Origin of the sequence: Bacteroides sp. (genome assembly GCF_030151085.1) — a bacterium.
Taxonomy (GTDB): Bacteria; Bacteroidota; Bacteroidia; order Bacteroidales; family Bacteroidaceae; genus Bacteroides.
On sequence record NZ_JASLER010000005.1, the window covers coordinates 1 to 18959 of the forward strand.

Below are 18959 nucleotides of genomic sequence, written 5' to 3' on the forward strand. Positions count from 1 at the left end.
GGGTTTACATGGCCACAAGTAATGCCGGAAGAGCTGAAAGGATTAAATGAATATCAAAGCATTGCAGCAGGGGGACATGAATATTTTGATGCATCTATCGACCGCTTAAAACGTTACTTAAAAAGCAAACCCAACGCTTGGAGTACGAAGAAAATAAGATGGATAGCAATAATTGCTATTGCTGTTTGCGTTTGTATCGGAGCACTATATTATGGTTTCAGAACGAGTGCCATTCCTATTTGTAAAGAACAAACAGACAAGATGACGAGTAAAATGGCAGTTATCAATCTTTTGGTATCAGAGGCAAAAGCAATCAATGAGGCATGGATAGACTACTACAGCAGGTATGCACAAGCGTCTTCCTCTGATACTTCTTATATAAACCAAGAGATTAGAAAGACGCTGGATTTTCATTTCAGGGAGATACAAAAGCTACAAAAAGACACTACAACATTCAGTTTGAATGACTATCAGCGTTCTATGCTTCAATTACAAAAAGTAGATATTACAGACATAGAAGTATTCCATCATACACTGTATCCCAGTTTCTTTGATGATATCTATAATTCTATAGAAGTTTTGGAAAGATATCTTCAGATGGGCGATGTACCCCAAATATCCGTATCAACCAGCAAGGTTAATGCCGAGTATTTTCAATATTCAGCCAATGCAGCCTACTATGGCTATTTACAACTCCTATCGAGTATGCCGGACAAAGTATTGGAAAACTATACAGAGCTTTCAACTTATTGGCTGAACCTGCCTTCCTCCACAAGCCTGCATTTACCAAAGACCGAATATAATCGTTTGCAGAAGTTAGAAGAAGAGAAAGCCAATGCACTCATAAATAAACTAGGATATCTGAATACAGAACAAAGTTTGAAACTGGAACAAGAACAAAAAAAGTTAGATCAGTTAAAAGAAAAAGTAGCAAATAATATTCAGACAAATGTAGAAATAAAAGCCCGTACCCAGCACGTTATGGAGTTATCTGCAGATATAAAGGAAAAACAGAAAAGCTTGCAGAAAACAGCAGAAATGATTGACGCCTCTATTAAAAGGAGTCTTAGCAAATTCGAGTTATCAGCAGAAGATGACCAGTACCTTATGTGGGGAAAGATAATACGCCTCGCCAAGCTTATGGCAACTGCACAAGAAAGCCGCAAACAAGCAAAGATATTAAGCGAAAAAGACAAAGAAGCAGCAAAAGCAAAAGGATATGACGTTTCCAACTGGTTTGAAGTTTCCTACTCTGTTACCACACACGACATGCTACAGGAAATTTTAAAACGTCTCGATCAATATATGACCTATTTCCCCGAAACAAAGTCATACGTTCCACAAGTAAAGAAATTCTTCACCGGAGTAGAGGCCGGTAAATATCCATTGCAAGGTATGGTCGTTATAGCTACCAAAGACAATCTGAAACATCCTGTAGTTGAGTTAGGCGACATTGTTACAGCAAGAAAAGGTATGATTGTGAACAATACAGACGATTACAAAAAGGCAAAAGAAAAAGAAGGAGATGATTCTCTGACTTTTTTAAGGTCTGATAATTATGATAATTTGAAAAAAATCACGAAACTTGTACCACAAACAGATGTATTGGTAGGTTTTCTCGTATTAAGAGAAGAATAAGTAACTGAAACATATAACAATCAATCTATTTATCGGCCATGACAAACACCTTCCTACAGCCCCTAAGTAACTGGTTCAGTCAACCATGTTTTACTTTATGGAACCTGATTGGTTTCTTCATTTTACTTTTAATAATAGCAGGTTACTGCCTATTATTAGTCAAGAATAAAAAGCTATGTCTCAATATCAGAAACAGAGTTTTGATACCGGTCACAGCTTTAGGTGGATTCTTCATCTACTTTATCGGATATATGGACGAAGGAAGTCTGCATTCATTGATAGCATTAGGATTGCGTTCGTTCATATCCACCTTCCACATGTTCTTCCTGCATTCCGATTTGATAGAGGTGAGCAAGCACATGCACGAGAGCGTTATCTATATGACTCTATTTTCCATTATACACTTCCTCGCTTTCCTGATTACATTTATGATTGTTATCCAACTATTTGGCAAACATCTACTTTCGTGGTTAAAGTTACGTTACGCTTCTGCCGAAACGAATTACATCTTCTTTGGATTGAATGAAGAGTCTTTAGAGTTAGCAAAAAGCCTGCTCAAACGCAAGGAAGAGAACAGACAGATTTTATTGCTTGATAAAAGAATCAAGAACAAGCTTGATATTGCTTCTAAAAGCAAGATATTAGAATCCGTATTTCAGAATAGAGAATCATTATTTGAGCAAGTCAGTAAATTGGATGTATTATTACTAAACAGAGAGTATACGCAAGAAGACTCATTGAAGGATATAGGAATTGCCAAACTATTGACCCAAGGAAAAGTACACCTTTTCTTCTTCTCCAATAATATAGATTATAATATACAGTCGGCGCTGAATGCTATAGATGAAATACAGAACCAGCTCAAATCTACAGCTTCCATTTCAATTTATGTCCGCGCCAATGCTGACTACATGATTAACTTATTCGAAAAGAAGAGCTCTGAAAATATAGATATTCATATTATCAACCCGGCCAAACTAGCAGCAATGGAATTGATTATCAACTATCCTCCTGTCAACTATGTAGAAGTCGATACGCAAAAAGCCATAGCAAAAAAAGACTTTACTGCACTGATTATCGGTTTGGGGGAAGTAGGCCACTATACGCTACGAGTTCTAACAGAGCACGGACAATTTGTAAAGTCAGCTTTTCATGCTATTGCCATCGACAAAGACATGGATAGCAAACAAGGAGAGTTTGAATATCGATTCCCGGGAATGAAGCACTATGATATAGAGTACAAGAAACTACTTGTAAACAGCAACGAATACTGGGAGTTATTAGACAAGAAATCAGACACATTAGATTATATTGTTATATCATTGGGTGATTCGAACTTAAACATGAAAACAGCTATCAGTATCTGCCGGTTTATGGAAAGGAAAACCGATCGCAGCATCGACATTTTCGTGAAAGTACATAACAGTGCAGATTATGACTATATGAAAGTTGCCACCGAGAAGTTCAAAGCCATCAAAGTATTCGGAAGCAACGAAGGCATCTTCACGGAAGATATTATTGTTGATGAATCACGCTATATGGCCGCCAGGAAAATACATGATTACTACAACAACAAGAAAGATCCAAGCAGGCAGGCATCCTGGAAAGACTTATCACATATCAAAAAAGTCACTAACATATCGGCAGCCATACATCTTCAAACAAAACTCAAAATGATGGGACTGGAAAAAGAAGAGATCAAACAACTGATTTGTGAGAATGATTTCCTTGCCCAATTAGGTAATGAGCGCTTAGATAATTTAGCAGAAGGAGAGCATTTGCACTGGAATGCCACATTATTCACTAATGAATGGGATACATGGAAACCTGATTCCAGCGAGCACTTCACAAATAAAGATGAACGCAGGAAACTACACGCCTGTCTGGTAGATTGGAAAGATCTTAAAGAAGTGGAAAAAATATTCGGCGAACCTTATCAGGAATACGACTATGATAGTGTAAAAAAGATATGGAGTCTGATAAAGGACGACATTGTTAAATAACCAAGCTGAATAAACTCCTTACACATTCAACAAAAAGATGCCCCTACACGGAAAAATTACGTGCAGGGGCATATTCTTTTTATTTTATCGTCACCATCGTTGCTCCAAATCCATATTCCTGGAATGATGCATCCTGATGGCGGAAATTAGGATATTTCCGTTTCAGTTCATCTAGCAGCGCTTTACGAAGCACGCCGTCACCCTTTCCGTGAATGAATACGATACGTTGTTCACGTTTGCTTTTATATTTTTCCAGTACCTCACGGAACTTATCCAATTGATAATTCAATATTTCACTATTGCCCATACCATGAGTATCATCCAGTAGCTCACCAATGTGCAGGTCAATCTCAATAATCTCATTCTTACCACCACGTTTGATGAGAGTTTGCGGAGTAGCCGGAGCCTCTGTTACCTTTTTCTCCATCAAGGCATCTTGCAATTCTTCGGCAGAAACATAGACCTGCTTAATGGGGAAATCATTCTTTATGATATCATAAACCAATGCAGGAGTTTCAAAAAAGTCTGTACTCTGGAATGTATGAAGCTTATAGAACTTCACGGTATCAATACGTATTTCCACACTAACTGCCGGTTTCATAACAAAAGAACGCTTGTCCTTGAAAGGAATCAATTGTACTGCTACATGTTCACGGTCATTCAGTTCGGACTTCTCGAACTCTTCCAGCAATAACTTGGTATTGGGTTCTATCAAACCATGCGAACGGGCTGTCCAGGACTTGCCTTCAGCGCCCAGATAGGTATAGTACATATAGTAATTACTATCATTCACCAAATATGCTTCAAACGGTGTAGTACTAACCGCTTTGATATCTTCGGGAACAAAAGCGAGGAAAACGTTCAGGGTATCTCCACCTTTCATTTCGGGTTGGCGATACACTGACATTTCGGGTTTTGCCAGATGTCCTGGTTGCGATTCAGCTGGACGCACTTTTCCACTAATGACAACCGGAGAAGAAGCATTCGAACGTGCTGCCTGTTCTTCCGCCTTCTTCTTGAGAGCAGCGGCTTTGGCTGCCGGAGTAGGTACATTATAATCATCGGTTTCTATCACTACACATTCGCGTACGGGCATCGGAATATCAAATCCGTCGGCATCTTCTACCAATACAATATCTTTCCCTCGGAATCCTGTCACTACACCACCTCCTATTTCACTGAGGAAGCGGACTTTATCTCCTATCTTCACCATTATATTTACGATTTACTATTTACAATTTACGATTGAAGTAACTTTAAGCCTCCAATAGTTCCACAAAGATAATGCAAATCGAGTGCATTACTTTCAAGCTTAACTGAAAAAGTTATACCGGAATTCATTTTATCCTATTATATCCGTACCTTTGCACATCGTAAAAATAAAAGTCATGAAGCAAGACCCAAAACATATTCGTATCAGTGAATTCAACTATCCATTGCCCGACGAACGCATTGCTAAATTCCCACTGCCGATACGAGACCAATCCAAACTATTGTTATACCGCCACGGCGAAGTATCAGAAGATGTATTTACTTCTCTACCCGAGTATCTGCCCAAGGGAAGCTTGATGATATTCAATAATACCAAAGTGATACAGGCGCGTTTGCATTTTCGCAAAGAAACGGGAGCCTTGATTGAAGTATTCTGTTTGGAACCGATTCAACCCAACGACTATGTACTCAACTTCCAGCAAACGGAACATGCAGCCTGGCTTTGCATGATAGGTAATCTGAAAAAATGGAAAGAAGGTATTCTGAAACGAGAAATGACTGTGAAGGGAAAGTCACTAACTCTTACTGCTGAACGGGGTGAGTGCCACGGAACCAGCCATTGGGTAGATTTCCGCTGGGATAATCCGGAAGTAACATTTGCCGATATTCTCGAAGTTTTTGGTGAATTGCCTATTCCACCTTACTTGAACCGTGATACCCAGGAGAGTGATTTGGAGACGTATCAGACTGTGTATTCTAAAATAAAAGGCTCAGTTGCCGCACCTACAGCCGGATTACATTTTACTCCACGCGTACTGGATACATTGAAAGAAAAAGGGATTGACTTGGAAGAATTGACACTGCACGTTGGTGCCGGTACTTTTAAACCTGTAAAGAGTGAAGAGATTGAGGGACATGAAATGCATACGGAATACATTTCCGTATCGCGTAGTACTCTTCTTAAACTGATAACTCACGAAGGTAAAGCTACTGCCGTAGGAACAACCTCTGTACGTACATTGGAAAGCCTTTATCATATAGGTATCACCTTATTAAATAATCCCGATGCAACGGAAGAAGATTTGCATGTAAAACAATGGCAACCATACGAGATGTCCGCCGAAGTTGCAGCAACACCAGCAGTCGAAGCATTGCAAGCGATTGTCCGCTATCTCGACCAACATAGAATGGAAACCTTGCACACTAGTACGCAAATAATCATTGCGCCGGGATACGAGTATCGAATAGTAAAAGCAATCGTTACTAATTTCCATCAGCCACAAAGCACACTGTTACTGCTTGTATCAGCATTCGTTCACGGAGACTGGAAAAAGATATATGATTATGCACTCGATCACGAATTCCGATTCTTGAGTTATGGGGATTCGTCGTTGCTGATACCTTAGGATAGCAATTAACGAGATCATGAAACCCCGGACGTATCACCATAAAAGGATTTAAAAAGAAAGAAGAACAATGAATAGCGATAACAATCAAGAAATGTTTCCCCTTGTTGATGAACAAGGCAATATCATAGGAGCTGCTACTCGTGGCGAGTGTCACAGCGGTAGCAAACAGTTGCATCCGGTAATCCACTTACACGTCTTTAACTCTAAAGGTGAACTTTACTTGCAGAAGCGCCCCGATTGGAAAGACATTCAACCCGGCAAATGGGACACCTCCGTAGGCGGTCATATCGACCTTGGTGAAAGTGTAGAAATGGCATTGAAGCGTGAAGTGAGCGAAGAACTGGGTATCACCGACTTTACTCCCGAAACACTGATGCATTACGTTTTTGAGTCTGCCCGTGAAAAGGAACTTGTTTTTGTACACAAAACCGTTTACGATGGCGAGATACATCCTAGTGACGAACTTAATGGCGGACGCTTCTGGAGTATAGAAGAGATTAAAGAGAATATGGGCAAAGGCGTGTTTACTCCGAACTTTGAAGGGGAGATAGAGAAAGTACTCTCACAACTAAAATAAATCCCGAAACACTTGACATCGCCTTTCCGATGTTGTATATTTGTATTCGTAATTCTATTTAAGATTCAATTTTAAATTAGCGTAAACGGAGAGGCATTGCTTCTCCGTTCTTTTTTTATCCTCACAGCTTCTCATTTGAAATGCCGCACGTTTGCTCCCCGAACGCCACACTTTATCTCCCCAAATGCCACACCTTAGCAACTGAAATGGCTGGCATTTGCTCTCAAAACCTTTGGCATTTTGGCGAAAACCTCCAGCATTCCGGACGTTGAAGTGTGGCAAAACGGATAGTGCGTTCAGGGCAAACAGATGATGCGTTTGAGGTAAACAAATGGTCTGTTCAGGGTAAACGCATCATGCATTCTGATAAAACAAACGAGAGGCTTTAGCCTCCCGTTTGTTAATCTTTCGTAAATCTGCTCTTGACGAGAATTGCGCTATTTATTCACAATCACTTTCTCCATACTCTGCTGTAAGTGGGCGATACCCAAGTCATTCAATACTTGTATAAGTTCCGAAAGAGATGCCTGCCGTGTATAGCGGAAGTGGATACGAAGATGAAGCAAATCGGCAGTGCGGAAAATGACACTGACATTATACCACGTACCGACGGCATGTAATACCTCCGACAATGGGGCATCATCAAAAACGAATTCACCGTTTACCCAACTTTCCGTTGCTGAAACCGCTGCTTTCCTCAAACTCAATCCTTTTTTCTCCGTCAGGACGGCTTGCTGTCCGGGAAGTATATCACGCCTCTCCTCATCATCGCTCACCCTCACCCTGCCTTGATAGAGCGTGACAGCTGAGGTTTCACTACCCGGATAAGCATTCACATCGAACACAGTTCCCAACACTTCGGTCTGCATCTTTCCCGTAAAAACAAGGAAAGGCCGGGCAACATCCTTCGCTACCTCGAAACGAGCCTCACCACTCAACCGGACTTGCCGTATGCCTTGACCCGGAAATAGTTTCGGGTATTCCAGCCGGCTATTGGCGCCAAGCAGCACGCAAGTGCCGTCGGGCAGCTTCACATGCTGTGTAGTAGCGGGAGGCGTAGCCACTTGAATCCAATCACCGCTTTCGGTGATAAGAACTTGGCGGGGAGCTTGAAGAGCAGTGAAGACCGCAATATTTAATTCTGCTCCTCCCTGTCCCCGCCAAGGGAATCCAAAAATAAAGAGTATCGTGACCGCTGCTGCCACAGCACCAGATGCATAGAGTCCAATCGCTCTTTTACGCTTCTTCGCTGCACGGCGATGTACAAACGTTTTCCATGCCTCCTGCACATCCGCATCGGTAGGCAAATCACCAAGCACCTCACCAAAAGCATTCTGCAAACGGCGCGTACCGGCATCTTTGCTGAACATTATTTCTTCTTGTTCTTTCATTTTCTTTCCGTATCATTGAATGCCTCACGCAGCAGACGCAAGGCTTTGGATATATGTTTCTTAACCGTATCGGGACTGATACCGAGACGTTCAGCCGTTTCCTTATAAGTGAGATGCTCATAGTAACAGAGCCGCAGCACCGTACAAGTGGGTTCGGGCAACATGCGAGCAATATTCTCCGCCTGTTGCAACAATACCTCATGCTCCCGGTAGTTACTCTCCACATCCATCCGTGTGGCTTCACGCAAAGCTTCCAGATTCTCCTGTTCCACACGCAGATGTTTCAAACGATTGAGGGCAGTATTGCGCACGGCGGTATATAAATAACCACCACAATCCGCCACATCTATCCTTTCAAATTGCCGCCAAGCCTGCTCCATCACCTCACCTACTATATCACGTGCTTCTTCACGATCGCCCATCAACTGGACGGCATAACGCAGCAGACGCGGATAATGTGCGGCAAACAGTTGCCCGAAGGCTTCTTGTCTCTTGTTTTCTTGGCGGAACAAATGAATCATTACAATCTATTCTTTTCACTTCGACCGGCACCGGTGCCCTTATACTTGCTCTTCGTAGCATTGAATGCCCAAGCAAGACGTACTCCTACCCGTTGGGAATCCAAGTCGTAATGCCTGTATAGGCGAGTGTGGTCTCCGTATATATCACTACCCATTTTGTCTGTCCCGAAAACATCATACATTCCTAACGTCACCTTCAAGGAACGGTCTTTCAAGAAAGACTTCAACACCTGAACATTCACCTTTCCTATAGCATCATCCACACCGTGCCCACTTTTACACTTAGGCGAATAGTAGCTGCCAAGAATAACAGACCAACCGTGGGAGAATGTAAAAAAATGATTGAAGTCGATAAGCAAATTCGGCTGGTGCCAGTTCGCTGTAACTCCCAGCGAAGCCATGTCCTCGTCCACCCACGAAACCGAAACGCCTATCCGGGGATTCCAACAACCGAACGTAGGAGAAACGTTAATCGCCGCTCCCCAAGTGGTGGTATGCGGCACATTCAGTACCGTTTCTTCAATCACTCCCGGATGATTGATGTCATCGTAAATACGGGATAAAGTGGTAAAACTGTCTGAATAATATCGATAGAAAGCCGTCAGATTCACCCACTTCCAGCCCCCGTTCAGCGAAAGCATGTGACACTTGCCCGGACGCAGTTGCGGGTTTTTGCTGAGATACTCGTATTTATTCATATAATAGATGGAGCTGGAAAGCATTTCGTACGAAGGCTGGAACTTCAGCAACCGATAGGAAAAGTCGAAGTTCCAGTCCCCTATGCCGTAATCGGCCGAAACGGTAGGCAGCCAGTCATTATAAACAGGACTTTGCTGTGCCTGACTCACGCCGGCTTCGTAATAATCTACCTGCTGATGTTCGTAGCGCACACCGGCACTCAACCCCCACTTCCCCAACGAAACACGATAATCGGCAAAGCCCGTAAGAATGGTTTGCTTGATGCGGTCGTCAGCATCTGCCGAGAATCCGCTTTGAACAAACTTCTGGTGACGGTCGGTGTACATATCTTCCGAACCGAAAGAAAGTTTGCCTTTCCATAATCCGACGGTTGCCACCAGTTTGACGGCATAGAGTTTGCTATGCGTATCGTTGCTATAAACGGCAGCTTCTTCTCCGTTATTCTCCATTCGCTGTGTGCTCCAGCCTTGACGGGAGGCATAATCAGCATTGACATCAATATTCCATTTACCGAACGTTCCATTATAGTAGCCGTTGACGGCATGATTCCACTTGGGCTTACGAGTTGCATATCCTATCGTATGCAGACGGTCCACTTCCTCACCGTCACGCTGCACCGTGGTTTCTATATAGGTATGGGCTGTATTGGAGTTCAAATCCGTATTGGGTACATAGCGCACTCCCATAGACTGCTTCTCATCAGGAGCGTAGTTCACGCCCACTTCACCGTTGAAGGTATCACTACTATTGCGAAAAGAACGACGGCTATCGGCATACCAAGAAGAACTTCCATCAAGCCATTGGCGGTCGATGAAGTGGCTATTGTAGTCTTTTTCCTCAAAATCACCTTTCAGAAAAACATCTACTCCACCAACACGATAGTTCAACGATGCACCTTGCGAGAGTTGGGCGACACGCCCCTGATAATAGTTGGCATAAAGGTTGCCACTCAAACCTTGCCCTTGTTTGCGGATGGTACGGATGCGGATGACTGCACCCACCGATGCACCATACTGCGCTCCCGGTGAGGTAATGACTTCCGCTGAAAGAATATCACTGGCTTGCAGACGATTCAGTTCGGTATTGTCGCGTACCTTCCGCCCATTGATATAAATCTCCGGTGTGCCACGGCCAAAGACTGTATAACTGCCATCGTACCCCTGAACGAAAGGAAGGAACGGAATCATATCATTCGCCGTACCCAGCAGGGCAAGCGGCGTACCTTCTACATGTGTCAGAAAGCCACCATCCTTCCGTTCTACCAAAGGACGTGTGGCAGTTACCTTTACCTCTTTCAGCAATTGACTATCGGAAGTCATCCGTATTTCGTTCTCCTGCCGGCAAGGCGCTGTCTGAGACTGATAACCCACGTATGTCACCCTTAACAACAAGTCGCCCTCTACCGGCAGAGGCAAGGAAAAAGACCCGTCTTCAGCCGTAACACAGCCGATGACAAACGTAGAATCAGCCGCCCCCAACGCCACTACATTGGCGTATGCCAACGGGGTATTCGTTTCATCATAAACCCTACCAAAGGCTTTCCGCATGGCTGTCGCATTATCCTGTAACTGAACCACAAAATACCGGTCACGTTCCAAACAGACAAAGGGTTTATTCTGAAGTACCATACGAATAGCTTCTTTCTCCGTCTTTTGGCGAATGTCGGCAGTAACACGATAGTTCTCCGTCCCTACATAAGTGAAAAGGATATTTTTTCCACCGGCTTTCTCAATCTTCTTCAAAGCATCGGGCAGCAATTCATTCTTCAATTCAAGATTGATAAGCTGTTCTGTCTGTGCACCGACTTTTAATGAAAAGCAAAACAAAAGGCTGAATAACAGCAGAAACCCTGCTCTTCTGAAAGTAAAATCCATCTGTTTCATACCAACATTCGTTTTAGTGATTTTACTTATACTACAACCAAGGTCTGCAATCGGGTACGGCAACCGGAATATTTATTTCATCAAGCAGCAAAATACTCCTTCATCCGTTTCTTCACCCGAGGAGCAAGCAACAAAAGAGAGAGCATGGTAGGCAATGCCATTAGTGCAAAAGACAAGTCCATTATGGCAACCACAGCCCCCAGTGGAATCATTGCGGCCACTACAATCATGACCAGATAAAAGTAATTATAATATTTTGCATTATGGGCACCAAACAAGAAATTAGTGCACTTCAATCCATAATACGAATAGGAGAACATCGTAGAGAAAGCAAAGAAGAAGACCATTATCATCAGCAGATATTGCCCGTATCCGGGTAACAATTGCTCAAATGAATTCAAAGCAATATAAAGCCCTTTTATTCCTCCTTCCGAAGAATAACTCCCTGCAATAAGAATAGGAAGAGCCGTCAATGTGCAGACAAGTCCTGAGTCGATAGAAGGTCCGATCATCGCTACCAAACCTTCACGGACCGGATTGTCATTACGGGAAGCTCCGTGCATCATAGAAGCCGTGCCCACACCTGCTTCGTTAACGTATGCCGCACGACGGGCACCCACCAAAGCAATCCCCAGGAATCCTCCAATACCTGCCTTCAGGGTGAAAGCAGAATCAAAGATAGAGCCCAGCACTCCCGGTATTTTATCATAATTCAAGCAGATAATAACCATTACCAGAAGCATATAACAAGCTACCATCACCGGTACAATCTTCGCCGAAATAACAGAAATACGCTTAATACCCCCAATAATAACGATACCTACTATCACACTGATAACAACGCCCATGATAAAACGCAGTCCCAACGTATTCTCAATTCCGGCAGGAGTCGTGAAAACGGTCGTTATGGACTCTACCAACTGATTCGCTTGCATCACACACAATGTACCAATCAGCCCGACAATAGAGAAACAGTAAGCCATCGGTTTCCATCGTTCGCCCAATCCGTGAAGAATGATATACATCGTTCCTCCCTGTGGCTCACCCGCAGAATCATGTCCCTTGTACATAATGGCAAGCGCCCCTTCAAAGAACTTTGTAGACATACCTACAATAGCACTGACCCACATCCAAAAGATAGCTCCGGGACCTCCCACCGTGATAGCAATTGCCACACCGGCAATGTTTCCCATGCCCACAGTCGATGCAATCGCACTCATCAATGCCTGAAAAGAACTGATTTGTCCTTCTCCTGAAACCTCTGACTTATAACGTAAAGCTTTTATAGAACTTCCGATACGATGGATAGAAACCGCTCCGGAATAGAAGAATAAAAACAATCCACCGCCTATCAATAGTATAAACAGTGGAAAGCCACATACAAAATCACTGATAGAAGTAATTCCTGCACTTAAAGAATCAAGGAAGTCCGTCATAGTAGCTTATCGTTATTGTCGTTAAAAAAATGTCCCACTTCTCTCTCAAAAGAAAGTGGGACATATCATAATAGTTTCTCTTTGTCTATTTTGCTAGATCTTCGATCACCTTCATAATCTGCTGACCGATTTCTTCAGCAGCTTCCGGTGTACCGGCTTCGCTGTAAACACGAATAATAGGTTCGGTATTGCTCTTACGCAAGTGTACCCATTTGTCGGGGAAGTCAATCTTTACACCATCAATGTCATTGATTTCCTCATTCTTAAATATTTCTTTCACTTTAGCAAGAATAGCGTCTACATCTGTTTCAGGAGTCAAGTCCACACGGTTCTTTGCCATGAAATATGCCGGATAAGAAGCACGGAGTTCACTCACTTTCTTGCCTTCGTGTGCCAGATGGCTCAGGAACAAAGCGATGCCTACCAATGCATCACGACCATAATGGCTGGCAGGATAGATTACTCCACCATTACCTTCACCACCGATAACGGCGCCTACTTCTTTCATCTTGGTAGTCACGTTCACTTCGCCTACAGCAGAAGCATAATATTCTTTACCGTACTTACGAGTAACGTCACGCAATGCACGGGTTGAACTCAAATTAGATACGGTATTGCCCGGAGTATGTTTCAATATATAATCGGCCACAGTTACCAGCGTATATTCTTCGCCGTACATTGTTCCGTCTTCTGAAATCATGGCCAAACGGTCTACGTCAGGGTCTACTACAAAAGCAACGTCAGCTTTACCACCTTTCATCAAGTTCATGATGTCGCCCAAGTTCTTTTCCAAAGGTTCGGGGTTATGCTGGAAGTCACCGGTAGGTTCGCAGTAGAGTTTCTCTACATGCTTCACACCGAGTTGCTCGAACAACTGCGGCAAGATGATACCACCTACAGAGTTTACACAGTCAATAGCAACATGGAAGTTTGCTTTTTTGATAGCTTCCACATCTACCAGGTCGAGTGCCAAAACACTGTCAATATGCTTTTGATTGTAGGTCAAGTCCTTGCGGTAAGAACCCAGTTGGTCAACTTCTGCAAAGTCAAATTCTTCGGCAGCAGCAATACGAAGCACTTCTTGTCCTTCAGCTGCATTAAGGAATTCACCTTTTTCGTTCAAAAGTTTCAAAGCGTTCCATTGCTTTGGGTTGTGAGAAGCAGTCAAGATAATACCACCACTTGCTCCTTCCATAGTCACAGCCAGTTCGGTAGTCGGTGTAGAAGCCAAGTCAATGTCAATAACATCCCAGCCCATACCCATCAGGGTACCTACTACCACATTCTTTACCATTTCGCCAGAGATACGAGCATCACGGCCTACAACGATTTTGTTACTTTTTACAGTACACGTTTTACGAATCAATGTAGCGTATGCAGAGGTAAATTTCACAATGTCGAGAGGATTCAATCCTTCGCCTGCACCTCCACCAATGGTTCCACGGATTCCAGAGATAGATTTGATTAGAGTCATAGGTTAATAAATTAAATTATTGGTTAGATGTATCTATTATATTTTAATAGATTTGATATTTCTGAATGTAGTAATAATAGGGCCAAACCTGCTGCATAGCGGTAGACTGTCCCATCTTAGAAGGAACAATCAGCTTAACGCGTGCTCCGTTTCCTACGTATGACAATGGAACCAGCCAACCTGCAGGAACCTGAGAGCCATAAACCGAAAGCATATAACCTTGTTTGAAAAGTCCGGCGATAGAAGAAGATGTAACGGTATAAAGGAACGCATCGACTGTTTCTGCAGCATTCAAGTTTGACAAACTTAACCTCTTTTGAAGGATGTCAAACTCCGAAAAACGCACCAGCACTATATCATTAGACTTCACTGTATCATTAGGATTAATCAACTCACCTTTGTCATTCTTATATCCTTTATCTACAATCTGCATGTATACGCCACTTGCAAGCTGTACATACTCGTTCTTAGAAACATCTGTTGTGGAGTCTTGCGCATAAAACTGACTTTGAGAAATAACCACAATGTTACTATCCTTGATAAAAGCTTTTATGCCATCCTTTTCCTCTTCGAGCATCTCTGCATAGGTCTTAGTATTGTCGCATGCCTGAAAACCCAAGCCCAATGCAAATAAAACCAATAAAAATAAAGTAAGTTTCTTCATTTCTGTTATTTAGTAATTTCGTACAAAAGTATCTGATTTCCTTGAAAGTAAAAAGCAGCAGATAGAAAGTTCGTATCTTTTAACCTTTGCTGCCGAACTTTTTTTATCCTTTGGCATTAAGCACAGGCTTGAATTTCTCCAATGCTTGTTCGAAAACGGCTTTTGCCTCTTCCATCGTTCCATAAAATTCTCCGCCCGAAGCATTCAGATGTCCGCCACCATTGAAGAACTCTGCCGCCAGTTTATTGCAAGGGAATGTGCCTACTGAACGTAAAGATATCTTTATCATTGGTTTCTCCGTATCTTCACGCAGAAAACAAGTAAAAATCACGTTCTTAATGCTCAAAGGAATATTCACAAAACCTTCACTATCACCTCGGACATAATCGAACTTGCTCTGCTCGTTCTTAGTTAAAGAGATCAAAGCGGCATGATGATCAGGATAAACTTTCATCTGTGTCAATACATATCCCATCAGACGCAGACGACTCTCTGAATAGGTGTTATAGACCTTACGGTATATCTCATCCTTGTCAATGCCTTTCGATAGCAGTTCGCTAATAATGAAATAGATTTCACGACCATTAGAGTTGTAGGTGAAGCCACCAGTATCGGTCATCATACCTGTATAAATACATTCGGCACCTTCTTTAGAGATGTCACTGAAATACCCCATGCGGCAAATCAAACGGAATATAAGTTCCGAAGTCGAAGATATCTCAGGATGGGATATAATAATCTTGCAAAAATCTTCCGGATGCAAATGATGGTCTATCAAGATCTTTCTTGCCGGTGAAGCAAGCACCGCTTCGCCCATTGCATCAATTCGATGGATAGCATTGAAATCAAGGCAACAGATAACATCTGCCTCCGCTATCAGTTGATCGGCAAACTCTTTATAATGATCATACAACAATATATCTTCACTACCCGGCATCCATTTCAGGAAATCAGGAAAAGCATTCGGTACAATTACATTTACCGTCTTATCCTGAGAATTAAGAAAATGCCACAGTCCCAAAGAAGAACCAATAGCATCACCATCAGGACCGACATGAGATACAATAACTATTTTTTCTGCACGTTCAAACCATTTTGCAAAGTGGTCTATTTTAGATTGCTCTATTACTTTCGTCAGCATATATTTATTTACGATTTGACAATTTACGATTAGACGATTGGAATTACTCTCCATACACCTAACAAATTGAAGGGACAAAAGTACGAAAAGTTTGCGAGTTATAATAATATGCAGACAGAACCTTTTTCCGAAAGAGAAAAATAAGAGACTCCTAAATTGATACATTCATGGATTATTTTCTCTCTATTATAGGCTGAAAGTGAAGAATCAAGCACTACAGTCTTGACAGAAAACAAAAGAGATAACTCCTTCATATTACCTTCATAGCCTTTGGATATATAAAGATAATCTATTGGAATAGGATGATTGGTAACCTTATTCTTCCACCGGGCATCATGCAACAAGCAAACACGCTTCCCTGCATAACTAAGTAATTGATTCCTGACAGACAAACCGGGCGCTGAAAAGTCTTTTGTAACAGCTTGCGGTTCAACTAATCCCAAATGATTCCAATAAGAGGAAAGTGTATGCTGCATGCGGGTGATATTCGGCAAACTATCAGCGTATACCATCCAGGAGTGGCTTCCTTTTGCCATACAATGAACAGCAGGACATCCACGAACATTATAAAACATCAAACTTTTCTGTGGAGCAGAAAGCTGGATGGAAATAGCATTATAAGAAACCAGAGCCAGTAGTGCACATAAAGCCCAATAAACATTATGTGCTGTGTATCGCAAAAAAACACGATAAAACATCACTATCAGCAAGTAGAATAACACGACTCCCCATACATCCATCCAAATTCCATCGATCGAGGCAAATGGAAGTTGTTCTATCCAATGAAGTACATTATTCTGAATACGGACTAACGCTTCTACTGCTCCTGCAAAAGCCTGTTGCAGAAAAGGAAATGGCATCAATAATAAAAGCAGAACTGCCGAATATAAAATAAGCGATACCATAGGAATAACCCAAAGATTAGTCAATAAGAAGTGCGTGGAAAAACGGGAAAAATAGAGCATCACTAACGGAGCCGTACCCAGTTGGGCTGCTACTGAAACCGTAATAAGTCCCCAAGCATAACTCAAAAAGCGGTTCTTAATCTTCCGTAAAGCATACATTTTAGGTTGACATACAACAATGGCAACTACCGCCGAGAAAGATAGCTGAAAGCCTATATCAAAAAGCCAAAGCGGATGATACAATAACATCAAAAAGGCAGTAGCTGCCAATGTGTTCAATGTTAATGGCTTCTCAGATTGTAAGCAGGCAACTGCCAAAAATGAGAACATAATAACTGAACGCACAACAGAAGAAGAAAGTCCTGTGAGAAAAGCAAATCCCCATAAGAATAAGAGGATACATAAAAGTAAAAAAGGTTTCAGGTATCTACATTGCTTCCACAGAATGCTAAAGAAGAAATAAAGTAACGCATAGATAAAACCGATATGTAGACCCGAAAGGGCTAGTACATGACTGGCACCGGTTACTGAATACGTTTCCACAATATCATCACTTAGTTCTTCTTTATCCCCTACCGTCAATGCAGAAAGAACTGCCAGTTCATCTTTGCTAAAGCCCAAACTACGATAGCATGCAACAATCTTTTCCCTATAATCCAAAGCCATCTGCCGGAAAGTGCGTGATGAATCATATCCTATCAACTTCCAATGTCCCTCTGCAACATACGCAGTACCTGCAATGCCCTTACGTTTCAGAAAACGGGCATAGTCAAATTCATCGGGATTACCATTATTTACCGGAGGAGAGAGACGGGTAGAAATTAGCAATTCATCCCCTCGCCTCAAAGAAGAAGTTAATGAATCCTTTGGAAAATAAAGCAGAAAAAGGTTACCTTGACAATTATATAGTGTTGTGTCTTGCCTGTATTCTTCTACCAAAATAGAACGGCATTGTATACTTCGCTCTTTTATTTCCGGCTCTTCTTGAATGCGAACTCTATAAACAGCTTCTTTATTTGGAAATGTATATTCAGTCTGTCCTAACTGCCAACTTACCAATTGAAAGCCAACACCAAAAAGGAAAAGAGAAATTGTCACTCCATACAGCCAACGTGAGAAATGACGATTGCTAATAATAAAAACAATAATCAGAAAAATGAATGCAATAGAACAACTCCATAAAGAAAAGGTATGAGGAAACTTATCCCCACACCAAATACCAACTACCAACGGCACCAAAAGTCGAAGGAATGGATGCCGCCGAAAGCCATCTATTATCAACTCAATAATTTATAGATTTCTCAATGCACGAATAGCTTCTTTAGGGTCAGGAGCAGAAAAGATAGCATTACCGGCCACCAATGCATCAGCACCTGCCTCTATCAGTCGGGCACCGGTATCAAGATTCACACCTCCGTCTACTTCTATCAGAGCTTGCGAGCCGGTGATTTTAATCAATTCTTTGAGTTCACGTACTTTCTCTGTAGAATGTTCTATAAACTTCTGACCGCCAAAGCCGGGGTTTACACTCATCACCAGTACCATATATACGTCTTTGATGATATCCCTCAGCATAGCTACAGGAGTTGCCGGATTAATAGTTACTGCCGGTTGCATACCCGCTTCACGTATTTGCTGTATCACCCGGTGAAGATGCGGACAAGCTTCGTAATGCACATTCATAATATGTGCTCCCAAAGCTTTCACTTCGGGGATAAACTTCTCCGGCTGTACAATCATCAAGTGCACATCCAAAGGTTTCTCAGACAATTTTGCTACATATTTAAGTACCGGAAATCCGAAAGAAATATTCGGAACGAACACGCCGTCCATGATGTCAATATGTACCCACTCAGCCTCACTTTGGTTAATCATTTCGATGTCTCTAGCCAAATAGCCAAAATCGGCAGATAATATAGAAGGAGATATGATCGGTTTCATAATGCTTACATTCTTGAAGTTACACGTTTATAACGTACAAATGTAGACAAAAGATTTCATTCAGC

At 42.2% G+C, this 18959-nt stretch carries 14 protein-coding genes; 4 read left to right on the plus strand and 10 right to left on the minus strand.

Annotated elements, in window-relative coordinates:
- Both Q1W14_RS01275 and Q1W14_RS01280 read left to right on the plus strand, forming a co-directional pair.
- A partial coding sequence (locus tag Q1W14_RS01275; RefSeq protein ID WP_300698476.1) for a hypothetical protein occupies positions 1–1638 on the plus strand: 1638 nt, incomplete at its 5' end.
- Between the two features lie 38 nt (positions 1639–1676).
- Positions 1677–3641: a hypothetical protein gene (locus Q1W14_RS01280; protein WP_300698477.1), complete on the plus strand. Its 1965-nt coding sequence runs from the start codon at positions 1677–1679 to the stop codon at positions 3639–3641.
- A gap of 79 nt (positions 3642–3720) precedes the next feature.
- Here Q1W14_RS01280 and Q1W14_RS01285 read toward each other — a convergent pair whose 3' ends face one another.
- Positions 3721–4851: a DUF2027 domain-containing protein gene (locus tag Q1W14_RS01285; protein ID WP_300698649.1), complete on the minus strand. Its 1131-nt coding sequence runs from the start codon at positions 4849–4851 to the stop codon at positions 3721–3723.
- Positions 4852–5029: 178 nt separating this feature from the next.
- On the opposite strand from Q1W14_RS01285, the gene Q1W14_RS01290 reads away from it, so the two are divergent.
- Entirely contained in the window at positions 5030–6259 is a 1230-nt protein-coding gene (locus Q1W14_RS01290; RefSeq protein WP_300698480.1) for an S-adenosylmethionine:tRNA ribosyltransferase-isomerase, read from the plus strand.
- Between the two features lie 70 nt (positions 6260–6329).
- Positions 6330–6839: an NUDIX domain-containing protein gene (locus tag Q1W14_RS01295; protein ID WP_300698484.1), complete on the plus strand. Its 510-nt coding sequence runs from the start codon at positions 6330–6332 to the stop codon at positions 6837–6839.
- A gap of 437 nt (positions 6840–7276) precedes the next feature.
- Here Q1W14_RS01295 and Q1W14_RS01300 read toward each other — a convergent pair whose 3' ends face one another.
- From Q1W14_RS01300 to rpe, 9 genes are all read right to left on the minus strand, one after another.
- Positions 7277–8230 (minus strand): FecR family protein, encoded by a 954-nt coding sequence (locus Q1W14_RS01300; protein WP_300698486.1) that lies wholly within the window; start codon positions 8228–8230, stop codon positions 7277–7279.
- Complete coding sequence (locus tag Q1W14_RS01305; RefSeq protein ID WP_300698488.1) at positions 8227–8751, minus strand: RNA polymerase sigma-70 factor; 525 nt, start codon at positions 8749–8751, stop codon at positions 8227–8229. The genes Q1W14_RS01300 and Q1W14_RS01305 overlap by 4 nt, the downstream gene beginning before the upstream one ends.
- Positions 8751–11333, minus strand: coding sequence for an outer membrane beta-barrel family protein (locus tag Q1W14_RS01310; protein WP_300698490.1), 2583 nt, complete (start codon positions 11331–11333; stop codon positions 8751–8753). Before Q1W14_RS01310 ends, Q1W14_RS01305 begins: the two co-directional genes overlap by 1 nt.
- An 80-nt stretch (positions 11334–11413) precedes the next feature.
- On the minus strand, positions 11414–12769 hold the full coding sequence (locus tag Q1W14_RS01315; RefSeq protein WP_300698493.1) for a sodium:alanine symporter family protein: 1356 nt from the start codon (positions 12767–12769) through the stop codon (positions 11414–11416).
- An 85-nt stretch (positions 12770–12854) separates the two neighbouring features.
- Complete coding sequence (gene glmM, locus Q1W14_RS01320) at positions 12855–14243, minus strand: phosphoglucosamine mutase (protein WP_300698495.1); 1389 nt, start codon at positions 14241–14243, stop codon at positions 12855–12857.
- Positions 14244–14286: 43 nt separating this feature from the next.
- Positions 14287–14907 (minus strand): DUF4827 domain-containing protein, encoded by a 621-nt coding sequence (locus tag Q1W14_RS01325; protein WP_300698497.1) that lies wholly within the window; start codon positions 14905–14907, stop codon positions 14287–14289.
- A 103-nt stretch (positions 14908–15010) separates the two neighbouring features.
- The gene (locus Q1W14_RS01330; protein ID WP_300698500.1) at positions 15011–16048 is read right to left on the minus strand and encodes a DHH family phosphoesterase; all 1038 of its coding nucleotides are present in this window, start codon (positions 16046–16048) and stop codon (positions 15011–15013) included.
- Between the two features lie 98 nt (positions 16049–16146).
- The gene (locus Q1W14_RS01335; RefSeq protein WP_300698502.1) at positions 16147–18234 is read right to left on the minus strand and encodes a ComEC/Rec2 family competence protein; all 2088 of its coding nucleotides are present in this window, start codon (positions 18232–18234) and stop codon (positions 16147–16149) included.
- A gap of 9 nt (positions 18235–18243) precedes the next feature.
- Positions 18244–18894: a ribulose-phosphate 3-epimerase gene (gene rpe / locus Q1W14_RS01340; protein WP_300698504.1), complete on the minus strand. Its 651-nt coding sequence runs from the start codon at positions 18892–18894 to the stop codon at positions 18244–18246.
- Positions 18895–18959 lie beyond the last annotated feature (65 nt).